The following is a 16,786-nucleotide window of genomic DNA, read 5'->3' as shown; positions in this document are numbered from 1 at the left end:
ACGGGTCAGCCCCGCCCGTGCCGCAGTGCCGGGTGCGCTCCGGCCGCCACCAGGTCGGCGACCGCCGCCTTGGGGTCGCGGCCGGTGACGAGGGACTCGCCGACCAGGACCGCGTCGGCGCCGGCGTTGGCGTAGGCGATGAGGTCGTGCGGGCCGCGGACCCCGGACTCGGCGACCTTGACGATGCCGTCCGGGATCTCCGGCGCCACCCGCTCGAAGGTGCTGCGGTCGACCTCGAGCGTCTTCAGATCGCGCGCGTTGACGCCGATCACCTTGGCGCCCGCGGCCACCGCGCGCTCCACCTCCTCCTCGTCGTGGGTCTCGACGAGCGGGGTGAGTCCGATGGACACCGCGCGCTCGATCAGCGACTCCAGGGCCGGCTGGTCGAGGGCGGCGACGATCAGCAGGGCGAGGTCGGCGCCGTAGGCCCGGGCCTCCCACAGCTGGTACGAGGTGACGATGAAGTCCTTGCGCAGCACGGGGACGTCCACCCGCGCCCGGACCGCCTCCAGGTCCGCCAGCGAGCCGCCGAAGCGGCGCTCCTCGGTCAGCACCGAGATGACGGAGGCGCCGCCGGCCTCGTAGTCCGCGGCGAGGCCGGCCGGGTCGGCGATCGCGGCCAGCGCGCCCTTGGACGGGCTGGAGCGCTTGACCTCGCAGATCACCTTGACCCCGTCGTCGCCCTTGAGCGCGGCCATCGCGTCCTTGGCGGCGGGGGCCTTGGCCGCACGCTCCTTGAGCTCGTCGAGGCTGACGCGCGCCTGCCGCTCCGCGAGGTCGGCACGGACTCCGTCGATGATCTCGTCGAGCACACTCACGCGAGCGGCCCCCTTCCAGACGGTGGACTGTTCCGATCGAGCGGCCTCCGGCGGTCTCCCGAGGCGAATCCGGCGGATCCGGCGGAACGGGCACGGTCCGGCAGACCAAGTGGATCAAGCGGGTGAAAACCGGTGGTCCCTGCGATGGTAGCCGGACCGGGGCGCGGTCCCCGCATCCGGCCGACGGCGGTCCCACCCACCGGACACATGCCGGTCAAACGGAAGCGCCGATTCCGGTCAGGGGTGGAGCCAGCTGCCGAACGGCAGGTTCCGGACCACGGTGAACACCACCAGGAGCACCCCGAAGCCCCACAGGGGCACCGGCCCGGGGTCGAACCGCAGCCGCCGTCCGCGGGCCGCGTGGACCGCCCAGAGCGTCCAGAACACGGCGAAGGCCACAAAGCCCGCCACGGCCAGGGCATTGTCGCGCAGGGCCGCCACGAGGTCCCCGTGCACGAAGGCGTGGGCGCTGCGCAGCCCGCCGCAGCCGGGGCAGTACAGGCCCGTGAGGCGCAGCAGCGGGCACGCCGGGTAGTGGCCGGGTTCATGAGGGTCCACGACCCCGACGTAGGCGAAGGCGCAGGCGACGGCGGTCAGGACCCCGGCGGGGACGGCGAGCCGGCGCAGCACGGCCGTGGCGTGCATCGGAACGGCCGGCTCGTCCTCGCCGTGCCGGGGGCGGGGTGGGGGCGTCCGGCCGTGTGTCACCCTCTGGCTGTCGGCGTTCACGCCTCGCATTCTGCCCCGGACCGGGCGCGCGTGCCCGCGAGGGACGGGGCGTGCCGCCCCTCGGTTCTCGCGTCGTGCGGGCTCGCGGGTCTCAGCCCTCGGCGCCGGCGGGCTCGCGCTCCTCGCGCTTGGCCGCGAGCCGGTGCACCGGGTGCTCGTCCTTCTGGCCGAGGCCCATCATGCGCATGATGCCGCCGACGACACCGCCGAGCAGCACGATGGCGATGCCGGTCCAGAAGCCGACCGGCTTGGCCATCACCATGAAGGCGCCGGCGACGCAGAAACCGATGAAGGAGATGATGACACCGGTCCAGGCGGCCGGGGTGTGACCGTGGTGGCTGCTGCCCGCCATGACTTGCTCCTCGTTGCTGTGTACGTGTCTGAGCCGGACGCTCGCGTCCATTGTCCCGTACGCGCACACGCGCCGTGAGCGGGGGTGGCTCCCTGCCACGGGCCTCCCCGCGGCGGGCGGGACCGGCCCGGGGCGGCGGTCAGGCGGGGTCGGTTCCGGTCGGGTCCTCGCCGCGGTCCAGGGCCTTCCACAGCTCCTCCGGGCGGTCGGGGTCGACCGGGCGGGAGGCGCCGGTGCGGGGCGCTGCGGAACGCTCGTAGCGGCCGGACATGGCGGGCCACCGGCGGCCGTGGCGCAGCGCGATCAGACCGGCGAGGAACAGCAGCGTCCCGCCGGCGGCCGCGACGTAGGGCCATCCGGTGTGGCTGAGCGTGGCGGCGGTCGCGGCGGTGTCGCCGGCGGCCCGGGCGGCCTTCTCGTCGAGGACGGAGCTGTCGAAGGCGCCCTGCAGGGCGGCGGCGACCGTGCCGGCGCCGGACAGCGCGAGCAGCGCGGAGACCAGGACCCGGCCGAGGCGGCGGACGGCGAAGACGGCGACGAGCGCGGCCAGGCCCACGACGGCGAGCGCCGCGGGCACGCCGGTGACCTCGCTGCCCTTGGCGGTCAGGGGGAAGGCGCCGCCGGCCACCGCCGCGGTGCCCTCCGCCCAGTGCTGCCGGCTGGCCAGCAGGGCCACGGCCGCGCCGAGCGCTCCGCACAGCAGGGCGGCGGCGAGGCTCCGGCGGCCGGACCGGGCGGGGGCGGCTTCGAAGCGGGAGTCGGGTGCAGCAGCAGTCACGTACTCCACTATCACCCGGGCTCCGCCCGCCGGTTCACCCGGGGTTCCCCCGGGAGGCCCGGGAGGCGGAGCGCTGTCCCATCCGGTTGGCCGTGTGCACGGCGCGCAGGACGGCCGCCGCCTTGTTGCGGCACTCGGTGTCCTCGGCGACCGGGTCGGAGTCGGCGACGATCCCGGCGCCCGCCTGGACGTAGGCCGTGCCGTCGCGCAGCAGGGCGGTGCGGATGGCGATCGCGGTGTCGGAGTCCCCGGCGAAGTCCAGATAGCCGACGCAGCCGCCGTACAGCCCGCGCCGGGACGGTTCGAGCTCCTCGATGATCTGCATCGCGCGCGGCTTCGGCGCGCCGGACAGGGTGCCGGCCGGGAAGCAGGCGGTGAGCACGTCGAAGGCGGTGCGGCCCTCGGCGACCCGCCCGGTCACGGTGGAGACGATGTGCATCACGTGCGAGTACCGCTCGATCGACATGAAGTCGACGACCTCGACGGAGCCCGGTTCGCAGACCCGGCCCAGGTCGTTGCGCCCGAGGTCGACGAGCATCAGGTGCTCGGCGCGCTCCTTGGGGTCGGCGAGCAGTTCCTCGGCGAGGGCCTGGTCCTCCTGCGGGGTGGCGCCGCGCGGCCGGGTGCCGGCGATGGGGTGGATCATGGCCCGTCCGTCCTCGACCTTCACCAGCGCCTCCGGGCTGGACCCGACGACGTCGAAGCCGTCGAGACGGAGCAGGTACATGTACGGCGAGGGGTTGGTGGTCCTGAGGACCCGGTAGACGTCCAGCGCGCTCGCCGTGCACGGCGTCTCGAAGCGCTGCGAGGGGACGACCTGGAAGGCCTCGCCCGCGCGGATGCGCTCCTTGATGTCGTCCACGGCCGCCTGGAAGTCCCTGCCGCCCCACAGGGCGGTGTACTCGGGCAGTTCGGAGGGCGGCAGGGCGGCCGGGGGCTGGGCGACGGGACGGGACAGGTCCGCCTCCATGGCGTCCAGACGGGCCATGGCGTCGGCGTAGGCCTCGTCGACGCCGGTGTCCAGGTCGTTGTGGTTGATCGCGTTGGCGATCAGCAGGACCGTGCCGTCCCAGTGGTCGAGGACCGCGAGGTCGGAGGTGAGCAGCATGGTCAGCTCGGGCACGCGCGCCGGGTCGTCGCCGGCCCGCTCGCCGGAGCCGATCCTCTCCAGGCGGCGTACGACGTCGTAGCCGAGGTAGCCGACCATGCCGCCGGTGAAGGGCGGCAGGCCCAGGTCGCGGGTGAGGTCGCGGGGGGTGTGCAGGGCCTCGACGGTGGCGCGCAGGGCGGCGAGCGGATCGCCCTTCAGGGGGACGCCGACCGGCGGGGTGCCGAGCCAGTGGGCCTGGCCGTCGCGCTCGGTGAGGGTGGCGGCGCTGCGGACGCCGATGAAGGAGTAACGGGACCAGGTGAACGCGGAACGGCCGCTCTCGGCGGACTCCAGCAGGAAGGTGCCGGGGCGTTCGGCGGCGAGCTTGCGGTAGAGCGCGACGGGCGTGTCGCCGTCGGCGAGGAGCTTGCGGGTGACCGGGATGACACGGCGGTCGACGGCCAGCTTGCGGAACGTCTCGAGGTCCATGGCGGCCCGCCCCTACCGCTCTTCGGTCCGTGCGCCGGAGCCGGTGTCGTCGAGCAGGACGTCGGCGTCGAAGCAGGTGCGGTCGCCGGTGTGGCAGGCGGCTCCCACCTGGTCGACCTTGACCAGCACGGCGTCGGCGTCGCAGTCGAGGGCGACGGACTTGACGTACTGCACGTGCCCGGAGGTGTCGCCCTTGACCCAGTACTCCTGGCGGCTGCGCGACCAGTAGGTGCAGCGGCCGGTGGTCAGTGTGCGGTGCAGCGCCTCGTCGTCCATCCAGCCGAGCATCAGCACCTCACCGGTGTCGTACTGCTGGGCGATCGCGGGCAGCAGCCCGTCGGCGCTGCGCTTGAGGCGTGCCGCGATCCTCGGGTCGAGGCCGCTGGTGGGGGATGTGCCGGACGTGCTGGTCATGGGTGCCATTGTGCCGTGCGGCCCCGGCCGGGGGCCGTGTTGTCCACTGTGCGGACCCGCTGCGTAGCCGTAGGCTGACTCCATGTCGACCTTTGCCAAGCGTGAACGGCTTCTGCTCGCCGATCTCCTGGAGACCGCCGGTCCGGACGCGCCCACCCTCTGCGAGGGCTGGCGCACCCGTGACCTCGCCGCTCACGTGGTGGTGCGCGAGCGGCGTCCCGACACGGTCGGGGGCCAGCTGATCAAGCAGCTCGCACCCCGTCTGCAGAAGGTGATGGAGGAGTACACGGCCAAGCCGTACGAGGAGCTGATCCAGCTGATCCGTACCGGCCCGCCGCGCTTCTCGCCCTTCCAGCTCAAGCAGATCGACGAGGCGGCCAACACCGTCGAGTTCTACGTCCACGCGGAGGACGTGCGCCGTGCCCAGCCCGACTGGACGCCGCGCGAGCTCGACCCGGTCTTCCAGGAGACCCTGTGGTCCCGTCTGGAGCGCACCGCCCGGCTGCTGGGCCGGGGCGTTCCCACGGGTCTGGTCCTGCGCCGTCCCAATGGGCAGACGGTCGTCGCCCACCGGGGCGCGCCGGTGGTGACGGTGACGGGCGAGCCGTCGGAGCTGCTGCTGTTCGCGTTCGGCCGGCAGGGCGCCGCCCGGGTGGAGGTGGAGGGCGACCAGGACGCGGTCACGAAGCTGTCGCAGAGCAGGAAGCTGGGCATCTGACCCGCTCCGTCCGCCGCCGGCCGCCCGCCGCGGCGGCGGTCAGCGGGGCAGTTCGACGCGCCGCAGGTCGCGGGCGGCCAGGGCGACCACGCCGCCCAGCCCGCACACCGCCGCGCTGACCGCGAACACCGGTCCGGTCCCCCAGACCCCGATCGCCGCGGCGGACAGCGGCATGCTCAGCGGTGCCAGTCCCAGGCTGACCAGGCCGGCCACGGCGGTGACCCGTCCGAGGTAGGCCGGATCGGCCTGGGTCTGCAGCAGGGCGCTGCACAGGGCGCCGCTGAGGCCGGTGAGCAGGCCGATCAGCACGGCCACGCCGACGGCGGCGGCGACGTTCGGGACATGGGCGAGGGTCCCGATGGCCACGGCGCCGGCGATGATCGCGTACGCGGTCGTCCGTCCGGCCCGCGGCAGCCTGCCGCGCACGGTCAGCAGCAGGGAGGCCGCGCCCGCCCCGGCGCTGAACCCGGCCAGCGCCCAGCCCAGCCCGGAGGCGCCCCAGCCGCGCTCGTCGGCCAGCAGGGCCAGTCCGACGTTGAGCGGGGCCATGAAGCCGAGGTCGCCGAGGGCGATGGTCAGCATCAGCGGGGCGAGGACGCGGTGGCGGCGGACGTAGCGCAGGCCGTCCACCAGGTCCCGCCAGGCGGTGGAGCCGCCGGCGTCCGCAGAACCGTCGGGGCCGCCGGTGTCGCCGGGGGCGTCCTGCGGCGGCTTCCGGAGCCGTACGGAGACCAGCAGCGGCACGGACGCGGCCATCAGCAGCCCGGCGGTCCCCAGGGCCGCCGCCACGCCGCCGAGCGCGATCCCGAGACCGCCGAGCGGTGCGCCGACGACGCTCGCGAACCGGATCGCCAGTCCCCGCATGCCCTGCACCCGCGCCAGCTGCCCGCGGCTCGTCACCCGCGCGGGAAGGGCGCCCACGGCCGGCAGGAAGACGGCGTCGACGGTGCCGAAGACCAGGGCCAGCACGGCCAGCGGCCACAGTCCCGGGCTGGTCGCCCAGAACAGGGCCGCCACCGCGAGGACGGCCGCGCACCGCACGGCGTCGCTGCCGATGACGACCCTGCGCGGCCCGAGCCGGTCGGCGAGCGTTCCCCCGCCCAGCATGAGCAGGAGCCGGGGGACGGAGCTCACGGCCATCACCGCTCCCGCCTGGGCGGGCGAACCGGCGCGGACCGCCGCCCAGGACAGGGCGATGTAGTAGATGTTGTCGCCGACCATCGAGATCGTGTAGGCGGCGAGCCACCGCAGGACGTTGCCGTCCCGGTGGGCGGGGCGTTCGACGGCGGGTGCGCCGGTGCGTCTGCCGGTGGACGCGGTGGAGACGGAAGGCACGGTGGTCAACGAACCGGGTGTCCCGCCTCCCGCAGGGTCTGCTTGACCTGCCCGATGCGCAGATCGCCGAAGTGGAAGACCGAGGCGGCCAGCACCGCGTCCGCGCCCGCGGCGATCGCCGGGGGGAAGTCGTCGAGCCTGCCGGCGCCGCCCGAGGCGATGACCGGGATGGTGACGTGCTTGCGGACGGCGGCGATCATCTCCAGGTCGTAGCCGTCCTTGGTGCCGTCGGCGTCCATGGAGTTGAGCAGGATCTCGCCCGCGCCCAGCTCGGCCGCCCGGTGGGCCCACTCGACCGCGTCGATGCCGGTGCCGCGGCGGCCGCCGTGGGTGGTGACCTCGAAGCTCCCCGAGGGCGTGCGGCGGGCGTCGATCGACAGGACCAGCACCTGGCGGCCGAAGCGTTCGGCGATCTCCCGGATCAGGTCGGGGCGCGCGATCGCGGCCGTGTTGACGCCCACCTTGTCCGCGCCCGCCCGCAGCAGCCGGTCCACGTCCTCGGCCGTACGGACGCCGCCGCCGACCGTCAGCGGGATGAACACCTGTTCGGCGGTGCGGCGGACCACGTCGTACGTCGTCTCCCGGTTGCCCGAGGACGCGGTGATGTCCAGGAAGGTCAGCTCGTCGGCACCCTCGGCGTCGTACACCTTGGCCATCTCGACGGGGTCGCCCGCGTCGCGCAGGTTCTTGAAGTTGACGCCCTTGACGACCCGGCCGTTGTCCACGTCCAGGCAGGGGATGACTCGGACCGCGAGGGTCATGGGTCCACGGCTCCTCTGAATGCCTCTAGTTCCACTTCGACCAGGATGCGCGGGTCGACGAAGCCCTCCACGATCAGCAGGGTGGAGACCGGACGCACCGAGTCGAACAGTTCCTTGTGGGCGCGGCTCACCTCGTCCACGTCCCGCTGGTGGGTCAGGTACATCCGGGTCCTGAGCACCGACTCGGGACCGAGCCCGAACTCGGCGATCGCTTCCAGTGCGTTGCCGAAGGCCACCCTGGCCTGTTCGTACGGGTCGCCCTCCCCGTACAGCACCCGGCCCCTGAAGGCCGTGGTGCCGGCCACCAGGACACGGTCGCCCGCCGCCACGGCGCGTGCGAAACCGATGCTCTCCTCCCAGGGGCTTCCGCTCTGCACGCGCCGCACGGCTCCGTTCATGACGACACTGCCTCCAGGGCCTCTTCCAGGGTGAACGCCTTGGCGTACAGGGCCTTCCCCACAATGGCGCCCTCGATGCCGAGCGGCACCAGGGCCGCGATCGCCCGCAGGTCGTCGAGCGAGGAGACGCCGCCGGAGGCCACCACCGGGCGGTCCGTCGCCGCGCACACGTTCCTCAGCAGCTCCAGGTTGGGGCCCTGCAGGGTGCCGTCCTTGGCGATGTCGGTGACGACGTAGCGCGCGCAGCCCTCCTTGTTGAGGCGCTCCAGCGTCTCGTACAGGTCGCCGCCGTCGCGGGTCCAGCCGCGGCCGCGCAGGGTGGTGCCGCGCACGTCCAGACCGACCGCGATCCTGTCGCCGTGCTCGGCGATGACCTTGGCGACCCACTCGGGGGTCTCCAGTGCGGCCGTGCCCAGGTTCACACGGGTGCAGCCGGTGGCCAGCGCGGCTTCGAGGGACTCGTCGTCGCGGATGCCGCCGGACAGCTCCACCTTGATGTCCACCGCCCTGGTGACCTCGGCGATCAGCTCCCGGTTGCTGCCGGTGCCGAACGCGGCGTCGAGGTCGACCAGGTGCAGCCACTCGGCGCCCGAGCGCTGCCAGGTCAGGGCGGCCTCGAGGGGAGAGCCGTAGGAGGTCTCGGTCCCGGCCTCGCCGTGCACGAGGCGGACGGCCTGGCCGTCACGGACGTCGACGGCGGGGAGGAGTTCGAGCTTCGAAGCCATCAGAGGGTTCCGATCCAGTTGGTCAGCAGCTGCGCTCCGGCGTCGCCGGACTTCTCGGGGTGGAACTGCGTGGCCCACAGGGCGCCGTTCTCCACGGCGGCCACGAAGGGCTTGCCGTGGGTGGCCCAGGTGACCTTGGGGGCGTCCATCACCGGGTTGTGCGTCTCCATGCTCCAGTCGTGGACGGCGTAGGAGTGCACGAAGTAGAAGCGGGTCTCCGGGTCCAGACCGGCGAACAGCTCCGAGTCGGCCGGTGCCTGGACGGTGTTCCAGCCCATGTGGGGCACGACGTCCGCCTGGAGCGGCTCGACCGTGCCGGGCCACTCCTCCAGGCCCTCGGCCTCGACGCCGTGCTCGATGCCGCGGGCGAAGAGGATCTGCATGCCGACGCAGATGCCCATCACCGGGCGTCCGCCGGCCAGCCGGCGCTGGATGACCCAGTCGCCGCGGGCCTCCCTCAGGCCCCGCATGCAGGCGGCGAAGGCGCCCACGCCCGGCACCAGCAGTCCGTCGGCGTTCATCGCCTTGTCGTAGTCACGGGTGATCTCGACCTCGGCCCCCACGCGCGCCAGGGCCCGCTCGGCCGAGCGCACGTTGCCGAAGCCGTAGTCGAAGACGACGACCTTCTTGGCGACCTTCTTGGTCGTGCCGGGGACGGTCACTTCCACACCTCCAGCCGCAGCACACCCGCGGCGAGGCACAGGGCCGCGCCGACGGCCAGCAGCACGACGAGGCTCTTCGGCATCTGCTGCCTGACGAAGGAGATGACGCCGCCGACCAGGAACAGGCCGACGACGATCAGCAGGGTCGACACAGCGGTCACAGCGCGCCCTTCGTGGACGGGATGATGCCCGCCGCGCGGGGGTCCCGCTCGGAGGCGTACCGCAGGGCCCGGGCCAGCGCCTTGAACTGGCACTCCACGATGTGGTGCGCATTGCGCCCGTAGGGCACGTGCACATGCAGCGCGACCTGGGCCTGGGCGACGAAGGACTCCAGGATGTGGCGGGTCATCGTGGTGTCGTACGTGCCGATCATCGGCGCCATGTTCTCGGGCTCGGTGTGCACGAGGTAGGGGCGGCCGGACAGGTCGACGGTGACCTGGGCGAGGGCCTCGTCCAGCGGGACCGTGCAGGTGCCGAAGCGGTAGATGCCCGTCTTGTCGCCGAGCGCCTGCTTGAAGGCGGCACCGAGGGCGAGGGCGGTGTCCTCGATGGTGTGGTGGGAGTCGATGTGCAGGTCGCCGTCGGTCTTCACGGTCAGGTCGAACAGACCGTGCCGTCCGAGCTGGTCGAGCATGTGGTCGTAGAAACCGACTCCGGTGGTGATGTCGGTCCTGCCGGTGCCGTCGAGGTCGATCTCGACGAGGACCGAGGTCTCCTTGGTGGTGCGCTCCACGCGCCCGACGCGGCTCATGTGCTCTGCTCCTGTTCCTTCTTCAGTTCGCGGATCGCGTCGAGGAACGCGTCGTTCTCCGCCGGGGTCCCGGCGGTGACCCTCAGCCACCCCGGTACGCCGTTGTCACGGACCAGGACGCCCCGGTCCAGGATCTTCCGCCAGGCGGCATGGGAGTCCGCGAACCGCCCGAACTGGACGAAGTTGGCGTCCGACTCCGTCACCTCGTAGCCGGCCGCGCGCAGTTCGGCGACCAGCCGGTCGCGTTCGGACTTCAGCTGCTCGACGTATCCGAGCAGGGTGTCGGTGTGCTCCAGGGCGGCCAGCGCCGTCGCCTGGGTGATGGACGACAGATGGTACGGCAGCCGGACCAGCTGGACGGCGTCCACGACCGCCGGGTGCGCGGCGAAGTAGCCCAGGCGCAGCCCGGCGGCACCGAACGCCTTCGACATGGTGCGCGAGATCACCAGGTTCGGCCGGCCCTCCAGCAGCGGCAGCAGCGAGCCCTTGTGGCTGAACTCGACGTACGCCTCGTCCACGATCACCATCGACGGCTTCGCCGCCTGCGCGGCCTCGTACAGCGCGAGGACGGTCTCGGAGGGGACCGCGCCGCCGGTGGGGTTGTTGGGCGTGGTGACGAAGACGACGTCCGGGCGGTGCTCGGCGATCGCCTTCTCTGCGGCGGGAAGGTCGATCGTGAAGTCCTCGTCGCGCGGTCCGGTGATCCACCGCGTGCCCGTGCCGCGCGCGATGAGCGCGTGCATGGAGTACGACGGCTCGAAGCCGATCGCGCTGCGGCCCGGTCCGCCGAAGGTCTGCAGCAGCTGCTGGATGACCTCGTTGGAGCCGTTGGCCGCCCAGACGTTGCCGGCGCCGACCGGGTGGCCGCCGGTGCGTGTCAGGTACTCGGCGAGCCGGGTGCGCAGCTCGACCGCGTCCCGGTCCGGGTAGCGGTTGAGGGCGCGGGCGGCCTCGCGCACCCGCTCGGCGATCCGCTCGACCAGCGGCTCGGGCAGCGGGTAGGGGTTCTCGTTGGTGTTCAGCCGGACGGGGACGTCCAGCTGGGGTGCGCCATAGGGGGACTTGCCGCGCAGCTCGTCCCGGATGGGCAGATCCTCGATCCCGAAGCTTTCGAAGCTCACTTGCTCTCAGGCACCTTCCACCCGAATCGCGCCTTGATCGCCGCGCCGTGCGCCGGCAGGTCCTCCGCCTCGGCCAGGGTCACCACGTGGTGGGCGACCTCGGCGAGGGCGTCCCGGCTGTAGTCCACGATGTGGATGCCGCGCAGGAAGGACTGCACGGACAGGCCCGAGGAGTGGCAGGCGCAGCCGCCGGTCGGCAGGACGTGGTTGGAGCCGGCCGCGTAGTCGCCGAGGGAGACCGGGGACCAGGGGCCGACGAAGATCGCGCCGGCGTTGCGCACCCGGTCGGCGACCGCGGCGGCGTCGGCGGTCTGGATCTCCAGGTGCTCCGCGCCGTAGGCGTCGACCACGCGCAGGCCCTCCTCCAGGCCGTCGACCAGGACGATCGCGGACTGCTTGCCGGACAGGGCCGGGCGGATCCGGTCCTCGACGTGCCTGGTCGCCGCGACCTGCGGCTCCAGCTCCTCGACCACCGCGTCGGCGAGCTCCTCCGAGTCGGTGACCAGGACGGCGGCGGCCAGCGGGTCGTGCTCGGCCTGGCTGATCAGGTCGGAGGCGACGTGCACCGGGTCGGCCGTGGCGTCGGCGAGGATCGCGATCTCGGTGGGGCCGGCCTCGGTGTCGATGCCGATCCGGCCGGTGAAGTAGCGCTTGGCGGCGGCGACCCAGATGTTGCCGGGGCCGGTGACCATGTTCGCGGGCGGGCAGGACTCGGTGCCGTACGCGAACATCGCGACGGCCTGGGCGCCGCCGGCCGCGTACACCTCGTCGATGCCGAGCAGCGCGCAGGCGGCGAGGATCGTGGGGTGCGGCAGCCCGCCGAACTCCGCCTGGGGCGGCGAGGCGAGCGCGACCGACTCCACGCCGGCCTCCTGGGCGGGCACGGCGTTCATGACCACGGAGGACGGGTAGACCGACCGCCCTCCGGGCGCGTACAGCCCGACCCGCTCGACCGGCACCCACTTCTCGGTCACCGAGCCGCCGGGCACCACCTGGGTGGTGTGGGTGGTGCGGCGCTGCTCGCGGTGGACGAGCCGGGCCCGCCGGACGGACTCCTCCAGGGCGGCGCGCACGGCCGGGTCCAGCTGCTCCAGTGCCTCCTTGAGGGCCTGGGCCGGAACGCGCACCGACTCCAGGCGCACGCCGTCGAACTTCTCGGCGAAGTCGATCAGCGCCGCGTCGCCGCGATGATGCACGGCCTCACAGATCGGACGCACCTTCTCCAGGGCGGCCGAGACGTCGAAGTCGGCTCGGGGCAGCAGGTCACGCAGGGCGGGGCCCTCGGGAAGGGCGTCGCCGCGCAGATCGATTCGGGAGATCACGGTTTCAATTCTCTCAGAACTCGCACGGGCCCCGTCCGCCCGTATCAGTGGCTGATACGAAACCCCGCAGCAGACGGACTCCGGTCACATCCGCCTCCCGCGGAAAGGGACTGTCACTGCTCGCGTTCAGACTGTCACGCAACGGGCATCACCTGTGGTGCACGGCACAGAACCCACGAGTAACCACGAGCAATGGGGGAAGGAGGGAGGGCCGTGACCGAGGGGGCCGGCCTCCGTGCCGGGGACCCGCCGGAGAACCTGACCACCACCGAGGCGGGCATGTGGCAGGCCTTTCGCGACGGAAGCGAGTACGACCTGCGCAGCGGGGACGCGGCGGTCGACGATCCGCACGGCGACCTGCCGTGGGGCCCGGAGCGGACCGTGCGCGCGCGTGTCGTCTCCTGGCTTCTGCTGGACGGGCCGCCCGCGTTCGCCGGGCGCGTGCCGTCCCTGAAACTGACCGGTCTGCGGATCGCGGGCACCCTGGACCTCGCCGGCGGCACGGTCGTGCCGTACGTGGAGCTGAAGGGCTGCCGTTTCGAGGAGCAGGTCCTCCTGCCGGAGGCCCGGTTCACGACCGTGCGGCTGGTGGACTGCTCGGTGCCGCGGCTGGAGGCGGCCCGGGTGCAGATCGAGGGCGATCTGCATCTGCCGCGCTGCCGGTTCCCGGGCGGGATCCGGCTCACCGACGCGCAGATCGGCACGGACCTGCTGCTCAACCAGGCGGTCGTGCACCAGGACCGCACGGGCCGTTCGATCGCCGCCGACGGGCTGACGGTCGGCCAGGACCTCCAGGCGGAGCTGCTGCAGTCGTACGGCGAGTTCAGCCTGCGCAGCGCGAAGATCGGCGTCTCGCTGAACCTGCGCGGGGCGCGGCTGGTCAACGCACGGGCGCGGTTCGCGCTGAACGCGCCCCGGCTGACCGTGGAGCGCACCCTGTATCTCACTCCTGCGGGCCTGGGCGGCTCGTCCAGCGGGGTGACCCCGGCGCGCGGGACGCGGATCCAGCCCTTCGAGTGCCAGGGCGGGATACGTCTGGACGACGGGCGGTTCGGGGACGCGATCGACCTGGAGCGGGCCCGGCTCTCCTTCACCGGCGAGCAGGAACTGTCGCTGCGCCGGGTGCAGGCGCCCGAGCTGCGTTTCCTCGGGGAGAAGCCGTCGGGCGGCAGGGTGGTGCTGTCCGGGGCGCGGATCGTCACCCTCGTCGACCGGGCGAGCAGCTGGCCCGGCCCGGGCCGGCTGCACATGAACGGCTTCGTCTACGAGAACCTGGTGCCGCGGGGCCCGTTCCCCCTGACCGAGCGCCTGGACTGGGTGGCGGCGGCGACCGCCGAGTACAACCCGGAGCCCTACGAGCGGCTGGCCGCCGTGCTGCGGGCGGCGGGCGAGGACGAGGACGCGCGCGAGGTGCTGCTCGCCAAGCACCGCCACCGCCGCGAGACCCTGCCGATCGCCGCCAAGATCGTGGGCTACGTCCAGGACTGGACGGTGGCCTACGGGTACCGTCCGGGCCGCGCCGCGGTGTGGATGGCCGTGCTGTGGGCGGCCGGCTCGCTGGCGTTCGCGTACGCCGGCCGGCCCGCGGCTCCCCCGGAGGAGGCCCCCGACTGGGATCCCGCCCTCTTCACCCTGGACCTGCTCCTGCCGGTCGTCGACCTCGGGCAGGCGAGCCGGTGGCAGCTGAGCGACGGCTGGCAGTGGCTCGCCTCGGCCCTGATCCTCGCCGGCTGGACCCTGGCCACCACGGTGGCGGCGGGGGCGACCCGGCTGCTGCGGCGCAGCTAGAGCCGGAGCCCGGGACCCGAAGCCGGCCGGAACGGTTCTGCGCCCGGCTGCCGGGCAGGCACCTTTTACCTTCTCTTGACCGGCCGCCGTACAACTTTTTCCGGCTTGCCTTCACCCTCTGGCGCACCGCGACCTGCGGTCCTTCAATGGTCGACACCATGGCTCTGCTCCTCCCGTTCATCCGCTCCTCCCGTGCGGCCAAGGGCGCGTTCCTCCGCTCCGCCCGTACGGCCGGGGGCGTGCCGTGCCCGGCCGCGGGTCTGCCCGCCACCGGTCTGCCCGCCGATGACGAGGTGCTCCTCGACGCGCCCGACGAACACCTCGGTCCGGCGCTGGTCGCCGCCGCCCAGGGCGTCTACGGCCCCGCCGCCGACCTGCTGGCCGCCACGCGCCGGGAGGCCCGCTGGGAGGACCGCGACCGGTACACGGTCCGGCTGGCCGCCTTCGCCCGCTCGCGCTCCGAGTGGCTGGACGCCTGGCGCGCCGCGGCCCCGCAGGACCCGGACGCGCTGCTGCTCACCGCCCAGCTCGCGGTCGACCGCGCCTGGCCCTCGCCCGCGCGGGCCGAGCTGCTGCGCGAGGTCAACCCGCTGATCACGGCCGCCGCACGCGCCGACGACCGCGATCCCGTGCCGTGGCGGGTCGCCCTGGACCATGCGCGCGGCAGCCGCGCCGGGCACCGGTACTTCGAGGAGCTGTGGGAGGCCGCGGTCCGCCGCGCCCCGCACCACTACGGCTGCCATGTCACCGCCCTGCGCTATCTGGCCTCCTGCTGGCACGGCTCCCACCGCGAGTGCCTCGACTTCGCCGACCGGGCCGCCCAGGACGCCCCGGCCGGCTCGCTGGCGCAGGCGCTGCCGCTGCGGGCCGCCTTCTCCTATCTGACCGACGGCTGCGGGCCCGGGATACCGCGGGCCCGGCTGGACGCGGCCGCCGACCGGGCGATCGCCCTGTCCGCCGGTCTCCCGGCCGCCGTGCCCTGGCCCGCGGAGATCCGCAATCTGCTGACCTGCGTCCTGGTGCGCCTCGGCCGCCGGGAGGAGGCCCTGGCCCAGCTGCGCCTCATCGGCCCGTACGCCACCTCGTTCCCCTGGGACCGGATGTCGGACGACCCGCTGGGCCTGTTTCTCGCGCTGCGCCGCGACCTGGGGGCGGCGCCGGCGCGGCCGTCCCGGCGGGCGCGGGGAGAGCGCCGCGGACGCGGCCGTCTCCGCGGCCATTAGGCTTCTGCGTCGTGACCACCGTCCGCCTCCCGCTCTTCCCCCTGAACTCGGTGCTGTTCCCGGGGCTGGTCATTCCTCTGAACGTCTTCGAGGAGCGCTATCGCGCCATGATGCGCGCGCTGCTGAAGGCCCCCGAGGACGAACGCCGGTTCGCCGTGGTGGCCATCCGCGACGGCCGTGAAGTGGCCCCGAGCGCCCCGGGCATGCCCGATCCGACGGCCCTGCCCGAGCGCGGTGCCGCGGCCGGGTTCGGCCCCGACCCGGCCAGGGCGTTCCACGGCGTGGGCTGTGTGGCGGACGCGGCGGCCATCCGGGAGCGGGCCGACGGCACCTTCGAGGTGCTGGCCACCGGCACCACCCGGGTCCGGCTGCTGTCGGTGGACGCCTCCGGTCCGTTTCTCGTGGCCGAGCTGCAGGAGCTGGCCGAGGAGCCCGGCGACGAGGCGGGCGCGCTGGCCGAGGGGGTGCTGCGGGCCTTCCGCCAGTACCGGAAACGGCTGGCGGGGGCGCGGGAGCGGTCGCTGGCCGCGGGCGCGGAGCTTCCGGACCAGCCGGGCGTGGTGTCGTATCTGGTGGCGGCGGCGATGGTGCTCGACACGCCGACCAAGCAGCGGCTGCTCCAGGCGCCCGACACCTCCTCCCGGCTGCGCGACGAGCTGAGGCTCCTGCGCACGGAGACGGCGATCATCCGTAGTCTGCCCTCGTTGCCGGCCGTGGACCTGACCCACGGCCCGACGAGCCTGAACTGACAGCCCCGTGCACGACGGGAACGCGCACGGCGAGGAACCCGCATGGCGAAGAAGACGAAGAAGCAGCCGGGAGGCACACCGGCGACGGTGGCCCTGACGTCCGCGGGCGTGGAGTACACGGTCCACGCCTACGACCACGACCCCTCCCATCCCTCCTACGGCGAGGAGGCGGCCGAGGCGATGGGGGTCTCCCCGGAGCGGGTCTTCAAGACGCTGATCGCCGACGTCGACGGCAGGCTCACGGTGGCCGTCGTCCCCGTGGCGGGCTCCCTGGACCTCAAGGCCCTGGCGGCGGCGGTCGGCGGCAAGCGCGCGGCCATGGCCGACCCCGCGCTCGCGGAGCGCACCACGGGCTATGTCCGCGGCGGCATCTCGCCGCTCGGCCAGCGCAGAAAGCTCCCCACGGTCCTGGACGCCTCGGCCATGGACCACGCCACGATCTGCGTCTCGGCGGGCCGCAGGGGCCTGGAGGTGGAGCTGTCGCCGAAGGACCTGGCCGCCCTGACCGACGCGACCCTGGCCCCGATCGGCCGCCCCTGAGCCGCGCCCCGTCCGCAGCCGTG

The 16,786-nt window shown here is 73.4% G+C and carries 20 protein-coding genes; 5 read left to right on the top strand and 15 right to left on the bottom strand.

The window, feature by feature from the left end:
• Window positions 1-5: 5 nt before the first annotated feature.
• The 6 genes from trpC to hisI form a co-directional block, all read right to left on the bottom strand.
• Window positions 6-818, bottom strand: coding sequence for an indole-3-glycerol phosphate synthase TrpC (gene trpC / locus CCN35_RS01640; protein WP_086791314.1), 813 nt, complete (start codon window positions 816-818; stop codon window positions 6-8).
• A gap of 237 nt (window positions 819-1,055) precedes the next feature.
• Complete coding sequence (locus CCN35_RS01635; protein ID WP_079129666.1) at window positions 1,056-1,556, bottom strand: DUF2752 domain-containing protein; 501 nt, start codon at window positions 1,554-1,556, stop codon at window positions 1,056-1,058.
• A gap of 82 nt (window positions 1,557-1,638) precedes the next feature.
• Window positions 1,639-1,899, bottom strand: a complete 261-nt coding sequence (locus tag CCN35_RS01630; RefSeq protein WP_067392973.1) for an HGxxPAAW family protein — start codon at window positions 1,897-1,899, stop codon at window positions 1,639-1,641.
• A 139-nt stretch (window positions 1,900-2,038) separates the two neighbouring features.
• On the bottom strand, window positions 2,039-2,686 hold the full coding sequence (locus tag CCN35_RS01625) for a TIGR02234 family membrane protein (RefSeq protein WP_067392970.1): 648 nt from the start codon (window positions 2,684-2,686) through the stop codon (window positions 2,039-2,041).
• Between the two features lie 25 nt (window positions 2,687-2,711).
• Window positions 2,712-4,256 (bottom strand): anthranilate synthase component I, encoded by a 1,545-nt coding sequence (locus tag CCN35_RS01620; RefSeq protein WP_067392966.1) that lies wholly within the window; start codon window positions 4,254-4,256, stop codon window positions 2,712-2,714.
• Between the two features lie 12 nt (window positions 4,257-4,268).
• Window positions 4,269-4,670, bottom strand: a complete 402-nt coding sequence (hisI, locus tag CCN35_RS01615; RefSeq protein WP_067393090.1) for a phosphoribosyl-AMP cyclohydrolase — start codon at window positions 4,668-4,670, stop codon at window positions 4,269-4,271.
• 82 nt (window positions 4,671-4,752) lie between these two features.
• Here hisI and CCN35_RS01610 point away from each other — a divergent pair, with 82 nt between their 5' ends.
• On the top strand, window positions 4,753-5,388 hold the full coding sequence (locus tag CCN35_RS01610) for a TIGR03085 family metal-binding protein (protein ID WP_067392962.1): 636 nt from the start codon (window positions 4,753-4,755) through the stop codon (window positions 5,386-5,388).
• Window positions 5,389-5,427: 39 nt separating this feature from the next.
• On the opposite strand, the gene CCN35_RS01605 is transcribed toward CCN35_RS01610, so the two are convergent.
• Genes CCN35_RS01605 through hisD form a run of 9 tightly spaced genes read right to left on the bottom strand, consistent with a single transcriptional unit; the run spans window position 5,428 to window position 12,463 of the window.
• Complete coding sequence (locus CCN35_RS01605; RefSeq protein WP_067393087.1) at window positions 5,428-6,723, bottom strand: MFS transporter; 1,296 nt, start codon at window positions 6,721-6,723, stop codon at window positions 5,428-5,430.
• A 5-nt stretch (window positions 6,724-6,728) separates the two neighbouring features.
• Window positions 6,729-7,484 carry an imidazole glycerol phosphate synthase subunit HisF gene (gene hisF, locus CCN35_RS01600; protein ID WP_067392959.1) on the bottom strand — a complete coding sequence of 252 codons (756 nt, stop codon included), beginning with the start codon at window positions 7,482-7,484 and terminating at the stop codon, window positions 6,729-6,731.
• The gene (locus CCN35_RS01595) at window positions 7,481-7,882 is read right to left on the bottom strand and encodes a RidA family protein (protein ID WP_067392956.1); all 402 of its coding nucleotides are present in this window, start codon (window positions 7,880-7,882) and stop codon (window positions 7,481-7,483) included. The genes hisF and CCN35_RS01595 overlap by 4 nt, the downstream gene beginning before the upstream one ends.
• A complete protein-coding gene (gene priA, locus CCN35_RS01590) occupies window positions 7,879-8,607 on the bottom strand; it encodes a bifunctional 1-(5-phosphoribosyl)-5-((5-phosphoribosylamino)methylideneamino)imidazole-4-carboxamide isomerase/phosphoribosylanthranilate isomerase PriA (RefSeq protein WP_067392952.1) in 729 nt (242 codons plus the stop codon). The genes CCN35_RS01595 and priA overlap by 4 nt, the downstream gene beginning before the upstream one ends.
• On the bottom strand, window positions 8,607-9,269 hold the full coding sequence (hisH, locus tag CCN35_RS01585) for an imidazole glycerol phosphate synthase subunit HisH (protein ID WP_067392949.1): 663 nt from the start codon (window positions 9,267-9,269) through the stop codon (window positions 8,607-8,609). The genes priA and hisH overlap by 1 nt, the downstream gene beginning before the upstream one ends.
• Complete coding sequence (locus CCN35_RS28600; RefSeq protein ID WP_169721325.1) at window positions 9,266-9,430, bottom strand: hypothetical protein; 165 nt, start codon at window positions 9,428-9,430, stop codon at window positions 9,266-9,268. Before CCN35_RS28600 ends, hisH begins: the two co-directional genes overlap by 4 nt.
• Window positions 9,427-10,020 carry an imidazoleglycerol-phosphate dehydratase HisB gene (hisB, locus tag CCN35_RS01580; RefSeq protein ID WP_067392937.1) on the bottom strand — a complete coding sequence of 198 codons (594 nt, stop codon included), beginning with the start codon at window positions 10,018-10,020 and terminating at the stop codon, window positions 9,427-9,429. Before hisB ends, CCN35_RS28600 begins: the two co-directional genes overlap by 4 nt.
• Window positions 10,017-11,141, bottom strand: coding sequence for a histidinol-phosphate transaminase (locus CCN35_RS01575; protein WP_067392934.1), 1,125 nt, complete (start codon window positions 11,139-11,141; stop codon window positions 10,017-10,019). Before CCN35_RS01575 ends, hisB begins: the two co-directional genes overlap by 4 nt.
• Window positions 11,138-12,463: a histidinol dehydrogenase gene (gene hisD / locus CCN35_RS01570; RefSeq protein ID WP_067392931.1), complete on the bottom strand. Its 1,326-nt coding sequence runs from the start codon at window positions 12,461-12,463 to the stop codon at window positions 11,138-11,140. The genes CCN35_RS01575 and hisD overlap by 4 nt, the downstream gene beginning before the upstream one ends.
• Window positions 12,464-12,676: 213 nt before the next feature.
• Here hisD and CCN35_RS01565 point away from each other — a divergent pair, with 213 nt between their 5' ends.
• The 4 genes from CCN35_RS01565 to ybaK all read left to right on the top strand — a co-directional run bounded on the left by CCN35_RS01565 (window position 12,677) and on the right by ybaK (window position 16,763).
• The gene (locus tag CCN35_RS01565) at window positions 12,677-14,251 is read left to right on the top strand and encodes an oxidoreductase (RefSeq protein ID WP_067392928.1); all 1,575 of its coding nucleotides are present in this window, start codon (window positions 12,677-12,679) and stop codon (window positions 14,249-14,251) included.
• Between the two features lie 146 nt (window positions 14,252-14,397).
• On the top strand, window positions 14,398-15,474 hold the full coding sequence (locus tag CCN35_RS01560; protein ID WP_067392925.1) for a hypothetical protein: 1,077 nt from the start codon (window positions 14,398-14,400) through the stop codon (window positions 15,472-15,474).
• 11 nt (window positions 15,475-15,485) lie between these two features.
• On the top strand, window positions 15,486-16,223 hold the full coding sequence (locus CCN35_RS01555) for an LON peptidase substrate-binding domain-containing protein (RefSeq protein ID WP_067392921.1): 738 nt from the start codon (window positions 15,486-15,488) through the stop codon (window positions 16,221-16,223).
• A 42-nt stretch (window positions 16,224-16,265) separates the two neighbouring features.
• Complete coding sequence (ybaK, locus tag CCN35_RS01550) at window positions 16,266-16,763, top strand: Cys-tRNA(Pro) deacylase (RefSeq protein WP_067392918.1); 498 nt, start codon at window positions 16,266-16,268, stop codon at window positions 16,761-16,763.
• Window positions 16,764-16,786 lie beyond the last annotated feature (23 nt).

Source organism: Streptomyces thermovulgaris (assembly GCF_002155915.1).
Lineage (GTDB): Bacteria > Actinomycetota > Actinomycetes > Streptomycetales > Streptomycetaceae > Streptomyces > Streptomyces thermovulgaris.
This window is presented reverse-complemented; position numbering and strand designations above follow the sequence as displayed.

What these genes read in the sequence shown, in the direction of transcription:
- CCN35_RS01635 (WP_079129666.1), bottom strand. Translation starts at nt 1,556, where the DNA reads ATGCGAGGCGTGAACGCCGACAGCCAGAGGGTGACACACGGCCGGACG.
- CCN35_RS01630 (WP_067392973.1), bottom strand. Translation starts at nt 1,899, where the DNA reads ATGGCGGGCAGCAGCCACCACGGTCACACCCCGGCCGCCTGGACCGGT.
- CCN35_RS01620 (WP_067392966.1), bottom strand. Translation starts at nt 4,256, where the DNA reads ATGGACCTCGAGACGTTCCGCAAGCTGGCCGTCGACCGCCGTGTCATC.
- hisI (WP_067393090.1), bottom strand. Translation starts at nt 4,670, where the DNA reads ATGACCAGCACGTCCGGCACATCCCCCACCAGCGGCCTCGACCCGAGG.
- CCN35_RS01610 (WP_067392962.1), top strand. Translation starts at nt 4,753, where the DNA reads ATGTCGACCTTTGCCAAGCGTGAACGGCTTCTGCTCGCCGATCTCCTG.
- hisF (WP_067392959.1), bottom strand. Translation starts at nt 7,484, where the DNA reads ATGACCCTCGCGGTCCGAGTCATCCCCTGCCTGGACGTGGACAACGGC.
- CCN35_RS01595 (WP_067392956.1), bottom strand. Translation starts at nt 7,882, where the DNA reads ATGAACGGAGCCGTGCGGCGCGTGCAGAGCGGAAGCCCCTGGGAGGAG.
- priA (WP_067392952.1), bottom strand. Translation starts at nt 8,607, where the DNA reads ATGGCTTCGAAGCTCGAACTCCTCCCCGCCGTCGACGTCCGTGACGGC.
- hisB (WP_067392937.1), bottom strand. Translation starts at nt 10,020, where the DNA reads ATGAGCCGCGTCGGGCGCGTGGAGCGCACCACCAAGGAGACCTCGGTC.
- CCN35_RS01560 (WP_067392925.1), top strand. Translation starts at nt 14,398, where the DNA reads ATGGTCGACACCATGGCTCTGCTCCTCCCGTTCATCCGCTCCTCCCGT.
- ybaK (WP_067392918.1), top strand. Translation starts at nt 16,266, where the DNA reads ATGGCGAAGAAGACGAAGAAGCAGCCGGGAGGCACACCGGCGACGGTG.